Source organism: Streptomyces sp. NPDC127190 (assembly GCF_042672505.1).
GTDB lineage: Bacteria > Actinomycetota > Actinomycetes > Streptomycetales > Streptomycetaceae > Streptomyces.
On record NZ_JBHXVE010000015.1, the window covers coordinates 1 to 17,715 of the forward strand.

General features: G+C 69.7%; 13 protein-coding genes. 9 read left to right on the forward strand and 4 right to left on the reverse strand.

Features of this window, described 5'->3' with window-relative positions; all coding sequences use genetic code 11:
• The 3 genes from ACFVIU_RS22645 to ACFVIU_RS22655 all read right to left on the reverse strand — a co-directional run.
• Positions 1-179: sugar phosphate nucleotidyltransferase (locus ACFVIU_RS22645; RefSeq protein WP_385844808.1), on the reverse strand; the 179-nt coding region annotated here is incomplete at its 3' end.
• 30 nt (positions 180-209) lie between these two features.
• The gene (locus tag ACFVIU_RS22650; RefSeq protein ID WP_385844586.1) at positions 210-2,513 is read right to left on the reverse strand and encodes a CDP-glycerol glycerophosphotransferase family protein; all 2,304 of its coding nucleotides are present in this window, start codon (positions 2,511-2,513) and stop codon (positions 210-212) included.
• Between the two features lie 258 nt (positions 2,514-2,771).
• On the reverse strand, positions 2,772-3,875 hold the full coding sequence (locus ACFVIU_RS22655; protein ID WP_385844587.1) for a Tat pathway signal sequence domain protein: 1,104 nt from the start codon (positions 3,873-3,875) through the stop codon (positions 2,772-2,774).
• 455 nt (positions 3,876-4,330) lie between these two features.
• Here ACFVIU_RS22655 and ACFVIU_RS22660 point away from each other — a divergent pair, with 455 nt between their 5' ends.
• The 7 genes from ACFVIU_RS22660 to ACFVIU_RS22690 all read left to right on the forward strand — a co-directional run bounded on the left by ACFVIU_RS22660 (position 4,331) and on the right by ACFVIU_RS22690 (position 16,051).
• A complete protein-coding gene (locus ACFVIU_RS22660; protein WP_385844588.1) occupies positions 4,331-10,690 on the forward strand; it encodes an RHS repeat-associated core domain-containing protein in 6,360 nt (2,119 codons plus the stop codon).
• 126 nt (positions 10,691-10,816) lie between these two features.
• Complete coding sequence (locus ACFVIU_RS22665; RefSeq protein WP_385844590.1) at positions 10,817-11,041, forward strand: hypothetical protein; 225 nt, start codon at positions 10,817-10,819, stop codon at positions 11,039-11,041.
• Between the two features lie 104 nt (positions 11,042-11,145).
• Positions 11,146-12,273 (forward strand): glutamate 5-kinase, encoded by a 1,128-nt coding sequence (proB, locus tag ACFVIU_RS22670; RefSeq protein WP_385844591.1) that lies wholly within the window; start codon positions 11,146-11,148, stop codon positions 12,271-12,273.
• A 121-nt stretch (positions 12,274-12,394) separates the two neighbouring features.
• Positions 12,395-12,823: a hypothetical protein gene (locus tag ACFVIU_RS22675; RefSeq protein ID WP_385844593.1), complete on the forward strand. Its 429-nt coding sequence runs from the start codon at positions 12,395-12,397 to the stop codon at positions 12,821-12,823.
• A gap of 70 nt (positions 12,824-12,893) precedes the next feature.
• Positions 12,894-14,180: a glutamate-5-semialdehyde dehydrogenase gene (locus ACFVIU_RS22680; RefSeq protein ID WP_385844595.1), complete on the forward strand. Its 1,287-nt coding sequence runs from the start codon at positions 12,894-12,896 to the stop codon at positions 14,178-14,180.
• A gap of 94 nt (positions 14,181-14,274) precedes the next feature.
• Positions 14,275-14,871 (forward strand): hypothetical protein, encoded by a 597-nt coding sequence (locus ACFVIU_RS22685; protein ID WP_385844596.1) that lies wholly within the window; start codon positions 14,275-14,277, stop codon positions 14,869-14,871.
• A gap of 112 nt (positions 14,872-14,983) precedes the next feature.
• On the forward strand, positions 14,984-16,051 hold the full coding sequence (locus ACFVIU_RS22690) for a hypothetical protein (protein ID WP_385844598.1): 1,068 nt from the start codon (positions 14,984-14,986) through the stop codon (positions 16,049-16,051).
• Positions 16,052-16,055: 4 nt separating this feature from the next.
• Here ACFVIU_RS22690 and ACFVIU_RS22695 read toward each other — a convergent pair whose 3' ends face one another.
• On the reverse strand, positions 16,056-17,144 hold the full coding sequence (locus ACFVIU_RS22695) for a M48 family metallopeptidase (RefSeq protein WP_385844600.1): 1,089 nt from the start codon (positions 17,142-17,144) through the stop codon (positions 16,056-16,058).
• 103 nt (positions 17,145-17,247) lie between these two features.
• Between ACFVIU_RS22695 and ACFVIU_RS22700 the strand changes: the two genes are divergently transcribed.
• Both ACFVIU_RS22700 and ACFVIU_RS22705 read left to right on the forward strand, forming a co-directional pair.
• Positions 17,248-17,412 carry a hypothetical protein gene (locus tag ACFVIU_RS22700; protein WP_385844601.1) on the forward strand — a complete coding sequence of 55 codons (165 nt, stop codon included), beginning with the start codon at positions 17,248-17,250 and terminating at the stop codon, positions 17,410-17,412.
• A gap of 144 nt (positions 17,413-17,556) precedes the next feature.
• Positions 17,557-17,712 (forward strand): hypothetical protein, encoded by a 156-nt coding sequence (locus ACFVIU_RS22705; protein ID WP_385844602.1) that lies wholly within the window; start codon positions 17,557-17,559, stop codon positions 17,710-17,712.
• Positions 17,713-17,715 lie beyond the last annotated feature (3 nt).

The following is a 17,715-nucleotide window of genomic DNA, read 5'->3' on the forward strand; positions in this document are numbered from 1 at the left end:
GTGACCATCAGGACGTCGTCGAGCCCCGCCGACACGGCCTCCTCGACCACGTACTGGATCGCCGGCTTGTCGACGACCGGCAGCATCTCCTTGGGCGTGGCCTTGGTGGCCGGCAGGAACCGGGTGCCGAGGCCCGCCGCCGGGATGACGGCCTTCGTCACGGCGGGGCGGGGAACCATGTGGTGCTCGTCTCTCTCGTTCTGCATGTCTCAGGCGCCGATGAGACCGCGCTCACCGGTCGGCTGAAGCGGGATGTGCGCGGCGGCGATGGCGGCCGGCGAGGGCGCCGGGGTGCGCTCGTCCAGGGGCAGCACCTCGGGGGTGGGCTCCTGGCCGAGGAACAGCCGCCGTACGACGCGCTCGGCGGCGTTGCCGTCGTCGAACTGCACGAACCGCTCACGGAACGCGGACCGCAGCTCCGCGGCCCGGTCACTCTGCCAGGCGCCGGAACGGAAGACCTCGATCAGCTCGTCCTCGGTGGTCGCGGTCGCGCCCGGCGTCTCGCCCGGCTTGCCGGAGAGGATGTCGAAGTAGACACCGCGGGCCTTGCGGTAGACCTCCCAGTCGTCGGCGTAGGTGACGATCGGGCGGTCGAGGCAGGCGTAGTCGAACATGATCGAGGAGTAGTCCGTGATCAGCGCGTCGGCGGCCAGGCAGAGGTCCTCCACCACCGGGTAGCGCGACACGTCCTTGATCAGGCCCCGCTCCTGGAGCACGGCCAGCCGCGGGTCGGCGCCGTAGAAGTAGTGGGTGCGGACCAGGACGACGTAGTCCGGGCCGAGTTCCCGGCAGAACCGCTCCAGGTCGATCCGGGGGACGTAGCCCTTCTGGTAGTCGCGCACGGTCGGGCAGTAGAGGATGGCCTTCTTGCCGTCCTCGATGCCCAGTTCACGGCGGATCCGCAGGACGTCGTCGCCGGTGGCGCGGAAGTAGACGTCGTTGCGCGGGTAGCCGTACTCGACCGCCTCGAAGGCGCAGGGGTACACCCGCTCCCAGATCTCCGTGGAGTGCTGGTTGGAGGTCAGGCTGAGGTCCCACTTGTCGGCCCGCTCCAGCATCTTGCCGAAGCTCATGCCCTTCGCCGCGGCGGGGTAGCGCTGCTGGTCGATGCCCATCTGCTTCAGCGGGGTGCCGTGGTGGGTCTGGAGGTGGACCTGCTCCGGGCGCTTCACGAAGTTGTTCGGGAAGTTGACGTTGTTGACGAGGTACTTGGCGCGCGCCATGACCTCCCAGTAGCGGGGCGAGTTCGCCACCACGTAGTCGACGCCCGCCGGGATGGTGTCCACCGCGTCGCGCTTCACGATCCACACGCCGTGGACGTTCGGGGCGAGTTCCTTGGCCTTGTGGTAGATGGCCGCGGGGTTGCAGGCGACACCGCGGTTCCAGTAGGCCGCGTAGACCGCGAGGTTCTCGTCGACCGGGCGGCGCAGGTGCAGCTGGTACAGGCGGTTGTAGGCCGCCTTGCCGATCTTGGTCTTGACCTTGGTGGCCCGCTTGATCACCTGGCGGCGGGTGTTGCCGGCGGCCGTCACCGCCGCGTACGCGGTGTAGGAGCCGCGCTCCAGCAGCTGGAACCGGACGCCCTGCGAGCCCTCCGGCAGCACGAAGCCCTTCGGCTTGTAGCGCTTGTAGTTGGCGGCCGCCAGCTTGAAGAACTCCGCGCGGTCCTTCGGGACGATGCGGTCCTCACGGGCCAGGGTGAACAGGTAGTGGCTGGCCGCGCGCTCGAACAGCAGGGCCCGCACCGGCTCCAGGTGGGGGCGCTCGTCGAGGAACTCGAAGAGACGGGCGTACTGCTCGAAGATGCCGAAGTGCTTGCGGCCCGGCGTCCGCATGGAGTTGCCCTGGCGGCGCTGGCGGTACTCGACGCAGACGTGGTCGGTGGCGGCGATGCGCTCCGCGGTCAGCATGGTCTTGTAGACCATGAGCGCGTCTTCGTAGATGCCGTCGGTGAAGGTGAAGTTGTGCCGGTCGACGTAGAACTCGCGGCGGTAGGCGCGGTTCCACACCACGGCGAACATCCCGAGGTACTCGGGCCGCTCCAGCGCCGTGAAGACGTCCGTGCCGGCGGCGGCGAGCATCTCGCCGGCCGCGCTCGCCTGGACGCGGTTGGTCCAGTAGGTGCGGACGTGGTTGAGGAGCAGGATGTCCGGGTTGCCGGTCACCTCGAGGCGCTCGGCGATCGCCTGGAGCGCGCCCTCGGCGAGGGTGTCGTCGCTGTCCAGGAACAGGATGTACTCGCCGCGGGCCTTCAGCGCACCGGCGTCACGGGCCTTGCCGATGCCCCGGTTCTCCTCGAAGTGCACCGGTATGACCCGGTTATCGAGGGCGGCGTACTCGTCGAGTATGCGGCCGCAGGCGTCGGGGGAGTGGTCGTCGATGGCGACGATCTCGAAGTCCTCGAAGGACTGGGAGAGGATGGAATCCAAGCACGCGCGCAGATACCCCTGAACTTTATAAACAGGGACAACCACGCTTATTTTCGGCGAAGCGCTTCCATTCGCGAGGGGCATGCTTGGGGCTCCTGGACTGTCGGTCAGACGCAACCGCGCCCCGCTGGCTGGCCTGCGGGACGCGGACGCGAGAAGGCACAAGAAGTGCCAGGTTAACGTTGATTTAAGCGTACCCCAACGCGACCGGTGTGATGTTCTTACCCCGCTCCGTCCGCCGCTGGTCAGCGCGGGTGTGGCAAGGCTCACCCCGGCTCACCCGGAGCTCACCCGGCACACCCGGAGCTCACCTCCGGCCCGCCCGGGCCGTACGCCTTGGTATCAGATCAGCGCGTCCTTGTAGTAAATGCTGGCCCGCTTGCTCTGGTCGGTGTCCGAGGTGTACGACGCGAAGCCGCTGCACAGCCGCACCGCCGACGGGTTGGCGGGGTCGGGGATCTGGATGGCCATGCCCTCGGGCTCCCGGTAGAGCAGGGAGTAGGCGGCCTTGGTGAGCTTCTGCTCCACGACCGAACCGGTGTTCCAGTCCACGGTGGTGATGAACGTGTTGCCGTCCGGCGAGACCGATCCGTTGCTGCCGTAGGCGGAACCGGCCAGCAGGTAGAGGTAGCTGCCGTAACTGGCGAACCCCTGGAAGACGTCGGTGTATCCGGGTTGCAGGTCGGCGGGCTGGGCGACGTCGGCGAGGGTGGTCCGGCCGCCCGACTTGAAGGCGGCGAGGTCGTAAAGCCGGAAGCGGAAGGCGCCGTTGACCCGGCAGCGGACCGCGAGCCGGTTGTTGACCGGGTCGATGGTGCAGGTGGTGCGGTCGACTCCGCTCTCCAGCGTGTACGGGGTGAGCGCGGGGGAGTCCGCGGTGAGCAACGTGCCGTTGGCGAACTTGAACCGGGCGAGCCGGTCGCCCCAGCCGGTGTAGGTGCCATCGGTGTTCGCGGAGCGGACGCTGTGCGTCTCGGTCCACAGATACGAGCCGGACGCGGTGGATTCGACGCCTATCTGCACGCCGTGTCCGAATCCGCGCAGATACATCGAGCCGAGAATGTTCCCGGAGAGGTCCAGCCGGGTCAGCACGAGGTCGCCGTTGGCCTCGCGGTCGGCGCCCGAGTACGTCTGCGTCTCTCCGGGGAGCGGGATTCCGCCGTCGACCAGCTGCACGATGAAGAGATGCCCGCGGGTGTTGTCGAAGGCGAAGGACTGGAGCACCCGGGTGCCGGTCAACTGCACTTCGCGCAGCAGCATGTCGGACGGGTCGGTCAGGTCGAACCGCTTGCTCGCGGTGACCGAGCCGGGCGTGGCGTCGTCCTGCCGGGCGGAGGTCCGCCGGGCGTGCGAGACGGCCTCGGCGGCGCCGACGGCGACGAGGGGAACGGCCGCCGCGCCGGCGATGGCGCCTCCTGTGCGCAGAAAGCGTCTGCGATCGAGCATGGTGACGGAAGCCCCCTGGGTGAGAAAAGAAAAAGCGCCAATGTCCGAGTTGGCTGGATTGCTGGCCGGTAATTAAAGCACCTGGGAATCGATTGCGGTAGAGACGACGGAATCGAATGTTCCGTTGGTCATGGCAGCGCAAAGCTTCCCTCAAGCGGCCCCGGAATTTGGTGGGTAGCGATCCACTTTGCCCGGTATTGGCGCGATTAAAGATCTGGTTAGTCTCCCGCCTACGCGTGATCGCTATGCGTCGGCCTTGTGATGCCTTCGTGTCGCGGCACGCTCTTTTTGACCGTTTTGGGGTCGATTTTCGGCCAGATGGGTGGGGCGTTGTGATACCTGCGTCGTACAGACGCGGCTTCGTCGTGACGGTCTCCAGTGCGTTGTTGTCCGCTCTCCTGTCCGCCCCTGCCTTCGCCGCGTCGGTTGCCGTGGCGAAGCCCAAGGACAGGACCGTGAGCGTGCCGGCACGCAAGGGCGACAAGGTGCCTGAGCAGCAGGCGGAGCCGACCATGACCAAGGCGCCGAAGGTGACCTGGCCCAAGGGGGTGAGCGCCCGGGTGCACCTCGCTGAGGCCCGGTCCGGGCACTCCCTGGCCGTGTCGCCCTCGGGCGCCGTCGTCGACGCCTCGGCCGGCGGCGCCGCGGCCAAGGCCGCCGTGGTGGCGGTGCGGACCCCGACGGCGGCCCAGGTCCGCACCGCGGGTCTGCCACCGCAGACGGCGTTCGCCCTCGGCCAGAAGCCCGCCAAGGACGCCCTCACCGGCGGCCGGGACTTCACCCCGTCCGGCTCCACGCCCGGCGACGTCGACGTGCAGGTCCTGGACCGCAAGAAGATCAAGTCGATCGGCGGCGTGGGCATGGCGCTCCGCCTGACCCGCAAGGACCACAAGCCCGCCCCCGGGCCGGTCGGCGTCACCATCGACTACAACGCCTTCAAGTACGCCTACGGCGGTGACTTCGCCTCCCGGCTGCGCCTGGTGCAGATGCCCGCGTGCGCGCTCACCACGCCGAAGAAGCGCGGCTGCTCCCCGGACACCCGCCGCTACCTGCCCGTCCACAACGACGTGAAGTCCGGCAGGCTGACGGCGACCGTCTACGCCGACGCCGACCCGGCGACCACGGCGAGCACCCCGTCGTCCGGCATGATGGCGATGGCGGCCACCACCTCCACGGTGACGACGCTGACCACCGGCTCGTCCTCGGACGCGGGCGACTACCGGGCCTCCACGCTCAGCCCGACCGGCAAGTGGGACGTGTCGACCGGCTCCGGCGACTTCACCTACGACCTGCCCGTCACCCTGCCGAAGGCGCCCTTCGGCACCACGCCGGACCTGTCGCTGACGTACGACTCCCAGTCGGTGGACGGCCGCACCTCGGCGACGAACAACCAGGCGTCCTGGGCCGGCATGGGCTGGAATCTGGACGTCGGCTACATCCAGCGCGTCTACCGCAACTGCTCGCAGGACGTGAACAACACCGTCGGCGACCTGTGCTGGCAGTCGCCGAACCCCAGCACCGAGCCGGACGGCGCCGAGTACGTCATCAGCCTCAACGGCGTGAACTCGGCCCTCGTCCAGGACGGCAACGGCACCGGCTCCTACCACGTGCAGGACGACCCGGGCTGGCGCGTCCAGCACCTGAGCGGCGGCCACGGCGCCGACGACGAGTACTGGGTGATCTCCAGCCAGGACGGCATGCGCTACTACTTCGGCTGGGGCCGCGCCGAGCGCACCGGTGACGCGACCCACTCCGTGCTGACCGTCCCGGTGGCCGGCGACGACACCGGCGAGCCCTGCCACTCCACGTTCCCCGAGCCCTGCACCCAGGCCTGGCGCTGGAACCTGGACCGCGTGGTCGACCCCAACGAGGTCGAGAACGCCTACTTCTACGACAAGTTCGTCAACCACTACCGCTCGGTGATCAACACCGACCAGGCCCGCGCCTACGACGCGGGGAGCTACCTGACCCGCATCGAGTACGGCTGGGCCTCCCAGATCCCGAACGCCCTGCTGCCGGCCAAGGTCGAGCTGAGCCATGTGGGCCGCTGCGTGGAGCGGATGAGCGACGCCGACCCGCTGGGCAAGGAGCCCGCGGCCTGCCCGGGCATCTCCTCCAACCCCGACTCCTACCCCGACGTCCCCACCGACCTGATGTGCGACGGCACCTCGGCGGACAACTACTGCGCGGGCAAGACGTACTACCCCACGTTCTTCGGCACCGACATGCTGTGGGACATCAAGACCTACGTCAGCGACGACGGCGGCACCACGTGGGACCCGGCGATGCAGTACCAGATGAAGTACGGCCTGCCGAACCCCGACGGCACCGTCGGCAAGACCCTGTGGCTGGACTACGTCCAGCGCAAGGGCTACGGCGACGGCCCCGACCAGCGCCTGCCGGTGATCAACTTCAACGGTGAGTGGCTGGACAACCAGGTCGGCTCCTCCACCCTCAACTTCCGCCGGGTGAACAAGATCTACGGCGACCTGGGCTCGGTGACCAGCGTCACCTACGGCCAGCCGGACGCCTGCGACATCAACAACCTGCCCAGCGAGTCCTCCAACACCGAGGACTGCTTCTGGCAGAAGTGGACGCCCGAGGGCTCCTCCACCAACAAGACCGGCTGGTTCAAGAAGTACCTGGTCACCCAGGTCTCCGTGGACCCGGGCGTCGGCCAGGGCGCGAACTCCGACGGCGACCCGGTCATGACCACGACGTACCAGTACCACGGTGGCGCCGGCTGGCGGTACACCAACGACCCGCTGATCCCGGACTCCGACGAGACCTGGAACGACTGGCGCGGCTACCAGCAGGTCGAGGTCTTCTCCGGCACCAAGTCCAACGCCGCCTCCACCTACTACTGGCTCTACCGCGGCCTGGACGGCGACCGCACCTCCAAGACGGACTCCTCCGCCACCCGCAGCGTCTCGGTCACCGACGGCTACGGCACCTCCTGGACCGACTCCGCCTGGCTGGCCGGCCGGAACCTCGAGTACTCCAAGCGCGACGGCGACGGCAACTCGCACCAGCGCGTCCGCCAGGAGTACTGGGTCCACGACACCGCCCACTACGACGGCCTGCCCGACGCCCGCTTCGTGCGCGAGAGCAAGACCACGACGGACGACCTGACCTCCACGGGCTGGCGCGAGCACGTCGTCAACAACGAGTTCGACGACACCTCCTCCACCAGCACCACCTACGGTCTGCCCCTGCGCACCAACGACTGGGGCGAGGTCAACGTCGACGACAACCGCTGCACGACCTACGGCCGCGCCTACAACACGGCCAACTTCCCCAACTCGGACGTCAAGCGCTGGATGGTCTTCGAGGACGAGGAGCGCCACTACGCGGCGGACTGCGCCTCACGCGGCTCCGCCAACCAGGACTCGTACAAGGTCACCCTGTACGACGGCTCGACCTCGGTCGCGAACAACGACGCGGCCCTGGTGGACGGCAACCCGACGGAGAAGCAGGTCTACACCGACGCGAGCACCCACCGCTCGACCCGGTACGACTACGACGGCGCCGGCCGCGTCACCGCCTCCTACGACGGCAAGGGCCAGAAGACCACGACGGTCTACTCGCCGAACACGACCTGGCCGACCAGCGGCGTCACCGTCACCACGCCCGACCCGGACGGCAGCGGACCGGGCACCGCCGCGTCCTCGACCACCTACTCCTCCCGGCTGTGGGGCGTCCCGTACCGGATCCTCGACGCCAACGGCCACACCACCCGGATCGTCCTCGACTCCGTGGGCCGCACCAGCCAGGTGTTCAAGGCGACCGAGATCGGCAACTACCCCGACGGCAGCCCGTCGATGAAGTTCACCTACACGATCCCGACCGCGACCAACAGCGACGGCGTGCCCGACTCGGTCACCGGCCCGGCGCTGGTGACGTCGAGCGTCCTTCAGTCCGGGACGACGTACGTGAACTCCTACGCGTACTCCGACGGCCTCGGCCGCGCCCGCGAGACCCAGACGACGGCGCCGGACGGCACCGGCCGGGACGTGGTCTCCACCCGCTACGACACCTCCGGCAACGTCACCGGCGTCTCCACCGCCTTCTACAACTCCAGCGCGGCGGGCTCCGGGATGGTGCTGCCGACGGTGGCCGACCTGCCGTCGTACACCGACCCGATCATCGACTGGGCGGGCCGCGCCACGCAGACCCAGATCCTGGTCAACGGCACGGCGCAGGCGACCGGTCACAGCCGTACGTACTACTACGGCGACCACACCACGACCGTGCCCGCCACCGGCGAGCGCAGCGACACCTACACGGACGTCTTCGGCCAGACCACCAAGGTGGTCCAGTACGGGCCGACCGGCCCGAGCAGCACGTCGTACACGTACACGCGCAGCGGCAAGCTGAAGACGATCACGGACGCCAAGGGCAACGTCACCACCTACGGCTACAACTGGGCCGGTGACCGGACCTCGGCGGTCGACCCCGACGCCGGATCGACCTCGACGACCTACGACGAGAACGGCAAGGAGAGCACCCAGACCGACAACGGCACCACGCTCACCTACCAGTACGACAACCTCCAGCGGCAGACGACCCTCTCGCAGGGCACGACCGTCCTGTCCAGGCTGGACTACGACACCGCCCCCGGCGGTGTGGGCCAGCTGGCCGCGTCGACCACGTACGCGAACGGCAAGGCGTACACCGAGAGCATCACCGGCTACGACGCCCGCGGCCGGATCACGGGCCGGAAGTACGTCATCCCGGACGACGGTTCCGGTCTGGCCGGCACCTACACCTTCGGCTACGGCTACGACCTCGCCAACCACATGACGTCGGTCAGCTACCCGCAGATAGGTGACGCGTCGGCCGGTCAGCTGCCCGCGGAGACGGTGACCACGACGTACTCGGCCCAGGGCCTGCCGTCCCAGGTCTCCTCGCCGCTGGCCACCTACCAGTCGAACATCGGCTACGACCGTCTCGGCCGCCTCAACGGCCGCGCGTTCGGCGCCGGCGGCTCGGACGCCACGGTGAACCGCGCCTACGCCTACAACGACACCGACGGCAGCGGCCTGCTGTCCAACATCAAGACAACGGTCACCAGCGGCAGCACCACCAGCACCGCGCAGGACGACACCTTCACGCGTGATCTGGGCGGCCAGGTCACCGGTGTCACCGACGGTGTGGCCAAGCAGAGCGAGTGCTTCACGTACGACGAGCTGAACCGGCTCGGCCACGCGTGGACCACCGAGGCCACCGACGGCTGCACCGGCGCGGCCACGCCCGACCTGAGCAGCAGCCTGGACCCGTACAACCAGTCGTACACCTATGACGAACTGGGCAACCTGATGTCCGTCACGGACACCACGGCGAGCGGGTCGACGACCAAGCAGTACGGCTACCCCGGTTACAGCGCCGACGGCACCACGTACACGGCGGGCCAGGCCCACCCGCACGCGGCGACCAAGGCCGGATCCGACAGCTTCGGCTACAACGCGGCGGGCCAGATGGAGACCCGCACGGTCAACGGCGTCAGCTCCACCATCGGCTGGGACGCCCAGAAGCGGGTCAGCCAGATCACGGTGCACAAGTCCACCGGCGACCAGGTGTCCGGCTACGTCTACGACCCGGCCGGCAACCTGCTGCTGCGCACCTCGCACGACGAGAACGTCCTCTACCTGGACGGCCATGAGCTGCACAAGGCCGCCGGCCAGGGCGTGAAGGCGACGCGGCTGTACTCCGCGGCCGGCACCACGGTCGCGCTGCGCGAGGGCGACGGCTCGGCGAACGGCAAGCTGACCTGGCTGGCGGACGACGCCCAGGCGTCCACGTCCCTGCTGATCGCCATGGGCGGAGCGGTGATCCGCCGCCGCTACACCCCGTTCGGCAAGCAGCGCAGCGTGGGCGGCACCCTGCCGTCCGACCTCGACCGGGGCTTCCTCGGCAAGCCGGAGGACGACAGCACCTCGCTGTCGATCCTCGGCGCGCGGATGTACGACCCGGCACTGGGCCGGTTCATCAGTCCCGACGAACTGATCAAGCCGTACGACCCCCAGGCGCTGAGCGGCTACAGCTACTCGGGCAACAACCCGGTCAACTACAGCGACCCGACCGGGCTGATGCACATGCCGGACTTCGATCCCCCGGAGCAGCCCAAGGGCAGCTGGGCCCTGGTGGACACCGGGCCCGACGAGCCGCAGGGCAGCTGGGCCCTGGTGGACACCGGCTCGGTCGCGAAGCAGGACGCCATCCAGCAGGCCAAGGCGCTGATCAAGAAGCTCATCCCGACCATCAACACGTCCGTCCAGAACGCCATCACCCTGGCGCCGGGACAGATGGGCAAGGGCCCGGATCTGCTGGGTGCCATCAAGAAGATCGGCAACTACCTGGGGAGCTACACCAACACCACGGGTATCTGCGGCACCGCCGGTGCGGCGATCGCCTTCGGCAAGTCCCGCAGTATCTGTCTCGTCCGGACCACCTCGGCCAAGGGCAAGACAGCGTGGGCCTTCACCTACACCAAGGAGGACACGGTCGGTCCGAAGGCCGCAGCAGGTCTGAGCCTGAGCGGCCTGTTCAGCAACGCGGACTCGCTCAACGAGCTGCGCGGCATGGGGTCCGGCATCGACGGCCAGTTCGGTCCGTTCAGCGGTGGCTGGCGCGGCACGTACGCGACGAAGAACGCCCGCGGTGACACGGTGAATTCCTTCTCCGGCGGCTGGGGTCTCCAGATGGGACTCGGCGCGAGTTTCGGATCGGGAACCACCGGTATCACCAGAGTCGCCGACATGCCGAAGCTCGTGGGGTCGCTGACCCTCGGAAAGCTCTGGCACGCCCTCTGGTAGCCCTTCGGTAAAGGCATCGGCCGAATTCGCTGATCAATGAGATCCAGCCCCCTGTTCCCCCTGGTCGGGGGGGCAGGGGGCTGGTACGTTGTGCGGGTTCACCACCGACGGCCAGGGAGGATCCGCATGCCCGAGATCATTCGGATTCTCTGTTCCGCGGTCCCCGCTTTCTTCTTCTTTTTCGTGGCGATCGATTACCGCAACTTCGGGCTCCGGGTCTTCGATCTCCTGGAATCCATGACTTCGGCGGCACGGAATCCGAGAATGACACCCGACCGGTTCAGGATCGTCGCCGGAATCGGGTCGCTCATCGGTTTCGGCGCGCTCGTCAACGACCTCGCCCACCTCTGACCGCCGGTCCGCCCTGTGGACCGTCCGGGCACGCTCCGTGCACATCGCGTAGATTGCTACGGCCACGCCCGACGGGACGTGGGCGCGAGGGTGGAGGGAAGCACGTGTCAGCGGCAAGGCATCAGGTCGCCAAGGCCCGCAGGATCGTCGTCAAGGTCGGCTCCTCCTCGCTGACCACCGCCGCCGGCGGCCTCGACGCCGACCGGGTCGACGCGCTCGTCGACGTCCTCGCCAAGAGCCGCAGCGGGGGAGAGCGGGAGATCGTCCTCGTCTCCTCCGGCGCCATCGCCGCCGGTCTCGCCCCCCTCGGCCTGCGCCGCCGGCCCAAGGACCTGGCCCGCCAGCAGGCCGCCGCCAGCGTCGGCCAGGGACTGCTCGTCGCCCGCTACACCGCCTCCTTCGCCCGCTACGGCGTCCGCGTCGGCCAGGTGCTGCTGACCAGCGACGACATGAGCCGCCGCGCCCACCACCGCAATGCCTCCCGCACCCTGGACAAGCTGCTGGCGATGGGCGCCCTCCCGATCGTCAACGAGAACGACACCGTTGCCACGGACGAGATCCGCTTCGGCGACAACGACCGTCTCGCCGCCCTCGTCGCCCACCTCGTCCACGCCGACCTGCTCGTCCTCCTCTCCGACGTCGACGGCGTCTACGACGGCGACCCCGGCAAGCCCGGCACCTCCCGGATCGCCGAGGTGCGCGGGCCCGAGGACCTGGCCGGCGTCGAGATCGGCAGCGCCGGCAAGGCCGGGGTCGGCACCGGCGGCATGGTCACCAAGGTCGAGGCCGCCCGGATCGCGGCCGCCGCCGGCATCCCGGTCGTCCTCACCAGCGCCGTGCACGCGGCCGACGCCCTGGGCGGCGGCGACACCGGCACCTGGTTCCACCCCACCGGCAAGCGCTCCGCCGACCGGCTGCTCTGGCTCCAGCACGCCTCCACCCCGCAGGGCGCGCTCACCCTGGACGACGGCGCGGTGGACGCGGTCGTCAAGCGCCGCAAGTCGCTGCTGCCCGCCGGAATCGCCGCCGTGGAGGGCGAGTTCAGCGCCGGCGACCCCGTCGAGCTGCGCGACGCGGCCGGTCACGCGGTGGCCCGGGGACTGGTCAGCTTCGACGCCAAGGAGATCCCCCGGCTGCTCGGGCGCTCCACCCGGGAGCTGGCCCGCGAGCTGGGACCGGCGTACGAACGCGAGGTCGTACACAGGGACGACCTGGTGCTGCTGCACGCGTAAACCGGGGCGTAACGACGGCCCCCGGTGGGGGACGTTCCGTAAAACCGCCCCACAAACCCATAGGGCCTGCTCAACTGAGAACTCAGGAACATGTTCCCGAGCGGTTGTGAAGGAGGCCGTCGTGAGACGAGTGCGCCCTGGGCAGGCGGCGTCCCGCGGTGCTCTGACGAGTGTCGCGGCCGGGGACGCCTACGACGAGCCCGTGGACCTGCCCCGCCTGTGGCATGTCACCCTCAGCGTCTCCGGCGAGCAGGTCCCGCTGGCGGAGCTGCGGCGGGCCCTGGAACAGCTCGCCCACGACCACCCCTTCCTGCTGACCAGCAGATACGCCACCGACCACGCGGAGATCCGGTACTGGGAAGAGGCCCGCGACCTGCACGACGCCGCCGCGGTGGCGCTGCGCCTGTGGGGCGAGCACCGGCACAGCGCCGGACTGCCGCCCTGGGAGATCGTCGGCCTGGAGGTCATCGACCGCGAGACCTACCACCAGCGCATCGCCAAGGGCTACGGACCGGCACCCGCGACCCCGGTGGGCGTGCACCCCTTCTGAGGGGTTTCGTCCCGTCTCGGGGTGTGGGACGGTCACCGGACCGCCCGCCCCGGCGCACTACCCTTCCCTCATGACCACGCTCTCGCCGTACGACTCGATGTCCCCAGTCACCCAGGCCGCGTACCGGGCCAAGGCCGCCGCCGCCGACCTCGCGCCGCTGCCGCGTGCCGTGAAGGACGACGCGCTGCTCGCGATCGCCGACGCCCTGGAGGTCCGGACCGCCGAGATCGTCGAGGCCAACGCCCAGGACGTGGCCAAGGCGCGGCAGAACGGCACCAGCGAGGCCATCGTCGACCGGCTCACCCTCACCCCCGAGCGGGTCCGCGCCATCGCCGCCGACGTCCGCGACGTCGCCAAGCTGCCCGACCCGGTCGGCGAGGTCGTCCGCGGCTCCACCCTGCCCAACGGCATCGACCTGCGCCAGGTCCGGGTCCCGCTCGGCGTCGTCGGCATCATCTACGAGGCCCGCCCCAACGTCACCGTCGACGCCGCCGTCCTCTGCCTGAAGTCCGGCAACGCGGTCCTGCTGCGGGGCTCCGCCTCCGCCTACGAGTCCAACACCGCCCTCGTCCGGGTGATCCGCGACGCCGTCGGCGGCGCCGGGCTGCCCGCCGACGCCGTCCAGCTGGTGCCCGGCGAGAGCCGCGACTCCGTCCGCGAGCTGATGCGCGCCCGCGGCCTGGTCGACGTGCTGATCCCGCGCGGCGGCGCCTCCCTCATCCAGACGGTGGTGAACGAGTCCACCGTCCCCGTGATCGAGACCGGCACCGGCAACTGCCATGTCTACGTCGACGCCCAGGCCGACATCGACACGGCGATCGAGATCCTGATCAACTCCAAGGCCCAGCGGGTCAGCGTCTGCAACGCCGCCGAGACCCTGCTGGTCCACCAGGACATCGCCGCCGAGTTCCTGCCCCGCGCCCTGGACGCCCTCGCCGAGGCCGGCGTCACCGTCCACGCCGACGAGCGGGTCATGGCCTACGGCAAGGACTCCAAGGCCACCGTGGTGGAGGCCACCACCGAGGACTGGGAGACCGAGTACCTCTCCTACGACATCGCCGCCGCCGTCGTCGACTCCCTGGACAAGGCCGTCGAGCACATCCGGCTGTGGACCTCCGGCCACACCGAGGCGATCGTCACCACCTCGCAGGCGGCCGCCCGCCGCTTCACCCAGCTGGTCGACTCGACCACCGTCGCCGTGAACGCCTCCACCCGGTTCACCGACGGCAGCCAGTTCGGCTTCGGCGCCGAGATCGGCATCTCCACCCAGAAGCTGCACGCCCGCGGCCCGATGGGCCTGCCGGAGCTGACCAGCACCAAGTACATCGTCACCGGCGACGGACACGTACGCCCCTGAGGTTTCACCCGATCGGCCGTATGTCCGTAAAGGGCGGCACACGGCCGAAAAGGTGTCTCACCAGTCAGACGAACTTCCATACCGTCTGCCCAAATTGACCCCCCAGGTCTACTCTGGATCCGTGCCGGAGGACGTGGGGGGCACGCCGTTCCCTGACGGCTGGGAGCCCGACGACGACCACGACCACGGGGTGTCGGACGAAGAGTTCGCCTCCGTGGTCTTCGACGAGGCCTTCGTCCAGGCGGCCACGGTCCATGAGCCGACCGCCGTGGAACGCCTCGTGGCCGCCGCGCAGGCCAGAGCCGAGGCCTCCGAGGCGGAGGCCCGCCGCGCCCGCGCCCGAGGCGAGCGCTACGAGGAGCGGTACAGCCCCGACGGCACCGACCTCGGCCACGACCCGGACGACGACGACCTGGAGGACACCTTCCTCCTCGACCGTCCCTACGCCCCTTTCGGCCACGGCAAGCAGGTCCGCTGGCACCGCCCCGTCGCCTGGGTGCTCGCCGTCGTGATGGGCATCGGCATGGTCGCGCTGGCCTTCGCCGCGGTCTACCGGGGCTCCTCCGGCGGGACCCGCGACCGGGTGCCCGCCCACGCCCCCACCGGCCTGGAACAGGGCGCCGCCGCCACCCCCTCCGTGTCCGCCGACTCCGACCGGCCCGCCATCTCCGCCGTTCCGCGCTCGCCCTGAACCCCGGCCCCGCCGCCCGCGGGGAACCGGCGCCCGGCACCTGTTGAGAACCTGTCAGAAGTTGTCGGTACCAGGGCGTTTACCCGGGGCTCCCGAGACCTACTCTGAAAGTATGGGCGGGCCTGGAGACCCACCGGAGGGGACACCCGAGGGCGGCCCCGGAGGTGCGGAGGACGAATACCGATCCGTCGTCTTCGACGAGTCGTTCGTCCGCGCTGCCCGGCTCCGGGAGTACTCCGCCGAGGAGCGGATGGCCGACCGCGCCCCCGCCGTACGCCGCCGTCCGCCGCTGTCCCGCGGACTCACCCGGCAGCTCCTGGTCCTCGTGGTGCTGATCGCCGTCGCCTTCGCCACCGCGGTCTACATGGGCGTCCGCCACCCGTACGCCCCCGAGGCCCGGCGCCCGGTGCAGCCGCTGCGGATGACGGTCGTCCCGCTCGCCCCCCAGGGAACGGTGCCCGGAGACCCCGACGCCGAGCACCTGTACGCACACAGCCCCGCAGCACAGTTCGAGATCGGCGCGGAGGGGATACCGCTGCCCGCCTCCCGCGCCACCGCGCACTTCTCCGAAAGCCAGATCGTGGCCGCGCTCAGCATCGCCAAGGACTACCTCGTCCGCTCCTCGCTCTACCCCGAGGTGCTCACCGGCCGGCAGACCGGCCCCGCCCGCGCCCTGATCGACCCCGACCAGCTCGACCAGTTCGAGCAGAGCTTCGCCCGCCCGGCGGCCGACGGACGGCACGCCCCGACCGGCTGGCTGGTCCGGCTCGACCCCTCCCGCGTCCAGCTGGCCGACGACCGCATCCGCGTCCAGGGCGACCTCACGGCCGTCGAGACCGACTCCGCGACGCTGGAGGTCACCGCCGACCACCTCTTCGTCTACGCCCTGCGCCCCGCCCACGCCGCCGCCGACGCGCCCGCCTCCCTCTTCATGGTCCGCCGCGAGCTGACCTTCCGCTTCGACCGCGACGACCTGCGCACCCGCCAGGCCCAGCTGGTCACGGCCCACACCCAGGCCGGCCCGCTGTCCTGCGCCGACGACTCCACCAGCTACCTGCGGCCCCTGCTGGCCGGCCAGACGGCCAGGGCGGGCGGCCCCGCGGGCACCAACCTCTACGACACGGACAACCCCCCGGCACTGTGCGGAACCCTGGCGCAGAGCACCCGCCCGACGGGCTGAACCGCTACTCGTCGTCCTCCGGCGGAGCGTCCGCGTCCTTGGCCGGGGGCGGGCTGGTGAAGCCGTTGAAACCGCGCCGGAACCGGCCGCCCAGCTCCCCCGCGCCGCCCGCGAGATCCGTGACCAGCTTCATCAGCGGATCCTTGGAGTCCTTCACATCGCTGGCGTAGCTCGCCGCAGACTCCCGGAAGGAGTCGCTGACCGAGGCGTCCGCGTCCTCGCTGCGCCGCGGGTAGTGACCGTCCATGAGCCGCTGGTAGTCCCGCGACTCGGACCACTTCTTCAGCTCGGCCGCCCGCACGGTGGTGAACGGGTGCGAGCGGGGCAGCACATTGAGGATCTTCAGCACCGAGTCCCGCAGATCGCCCCCGGAGTCGTACTCCTCGGCCTGCTCCAGGAACGCGTCCACGTTCATCTCGTGCAGATGATTGCCGCCCGCGATCTTCATCAGGCCCCGCATCGAGGCCTGGACGTCCTGGCCCACCAGCAGCCCGGCCCGGTCGGCGGACAGCTCCGACTTGCGGAACCACTCCCGCAGCGCCGTGACGATCGCCATGACCGCCAGATTGCCGAGCGGGATCCAGGCGACCCGCACCGCCAGGCTCGTCAGGAACAGCAGGATCGTGCGGTACACCGAGTGGCCGGACAGCGCGTGGCCCACCTCGTGGCCCACGACCGCCCGCATCTCCTCCTCGTCCAGCAGTTCCACGAGCCCGGTCGTCACCACGATGACCGGCTCGTCCAGCCCGATGCACATCGCGTTGGGCTGCGGATCCTGCGTGACGTACATCGGCGGGACCTTCTCCAGATCCAGGATGTAACAGGCGTCGAGCAGCATGTCGTGCAGATGCGTGAACTGCCGCTCGGAGACCCGCACCGAGTCGGACAGGAACAGCAGCCTGATGCTCCGCTCCGGCAGCAGCCCGCTGAGCGCCTTGAACACCGTGTCGAACCCGCTCAGCTTGCGCAGCGCGACCAGCGCCGAGCGGTCGGCCGGATGCTCGTACGCACGCGAGGAGATTCCCGGGAAGCGCCTGCGCTGCCGGCTGGGCACCCGCTCGTGCCCCGTCTGCTGGTGGCCGTCGTCGGACATGTCTTCCCCCATGTGCGTGTCAGAACCCGGTGCGCCCCCGAGGCAGGGCCCAGCCTAGGCCGAGTTACGGTGGACGGGCAGTACAGCCGAAGGAGTCCACGTGATGGAGCACCACCCCGCAGCCACCTGGCTGACCGAGGCCGCCGCGAGCGCCGTCCAGCAGCACGGGGCGGGGAATCTGCTCCGCATCGTCCTCGTCGTCATGGTCCTGGGCTGTGCACTGACCGCCTGGTTCCTGCTGCGCGGCTACAAGCGGAAGGACGACTGATCGCCGGGGAAAGTTCCCCGCCGCCGGCCCCGGGACGGGCACCGCTCCTCCCCAACGGCGGAGTCGGCGTGATCGCCTCGGGACCGCCCGCTTACGATGGGCCGACATCTTTATCCCGCCCACACGCGATAGGTCCTGCCGAAGATGAGCCTTCACAGCGCCGCAGCCCAGCTGGTCACCCTCGCCGAGAGCGAGGGCGGCAACCACAACAGCCTCAACCCGGCCGTCACCGGTGGCAGCGCCCTCGTCATCCTGCTGCTTCTGCTGTGGATCACCACCCGCTTCAACCGCGACCGCTGAGCC

Bases quoted from the DNA above. Each gene is read 5' to 3' on its own strand.
- ACFVIU_RS22650 (WP_385844586.1), bottom strand. From the start codon at position 2,513: ATGCCCCTCGCGAATGGAAGCGCTTCGCCGAAAATAAGCGTGGTTGTC.
- ACFVIU_RS22655 (WP_385844587.1), bottom strand. From the start codon at position 3,875: ATGCTCGATCGCAGACGCTTTCTGCGCACAGGAGGCGCCATCGCCGGC.
- ACFVIU_RS22665 (WP_385844590.1), top strand. From the start codon at position 10,817: ATGCCCGAGATCATTCGGATTCTCTGTTCCGCGGTCCCCGCTTTCTTC.
- ACFVIU_RS22680 (WP_385844595.1), top strand. From the start codon at position 12,894: ATGACCACGCTCTCGCCGTACGACTCGATGTCCCCAGTCACCCAGGCC.
- ACFVIU_RS22690 (WP_385844598.1), top strand. From the start codon at position 14,984: ATGGGCGGGCCTGGAGACCCACCGGAGGGGACACCCGAGGGCGGCCCC.
- ACFVIU_RS22695 (WP_385844600.1), bottom strand. From the start codon at position 17,144: ATGTCCGACGACGGCCACCAGCAGACGGGGCACGAGCGGGTGCCCAGC.
- ACFVIU_RS22700 (WP_385844601.1), top strand. From the start codon at position 17,248: ATGGAGCACCACCCCGCAGCCACCTGGCTGACCGAGGCCGCCGCGAGC.
- ACFVIU_RS22705 (WP_385844602.1), top strand. From the start codon at position 17,557: ATGAGCCTTCACAGCGCCGCAGCCCAGCTGGTCACCCTCGCCGAGAGC.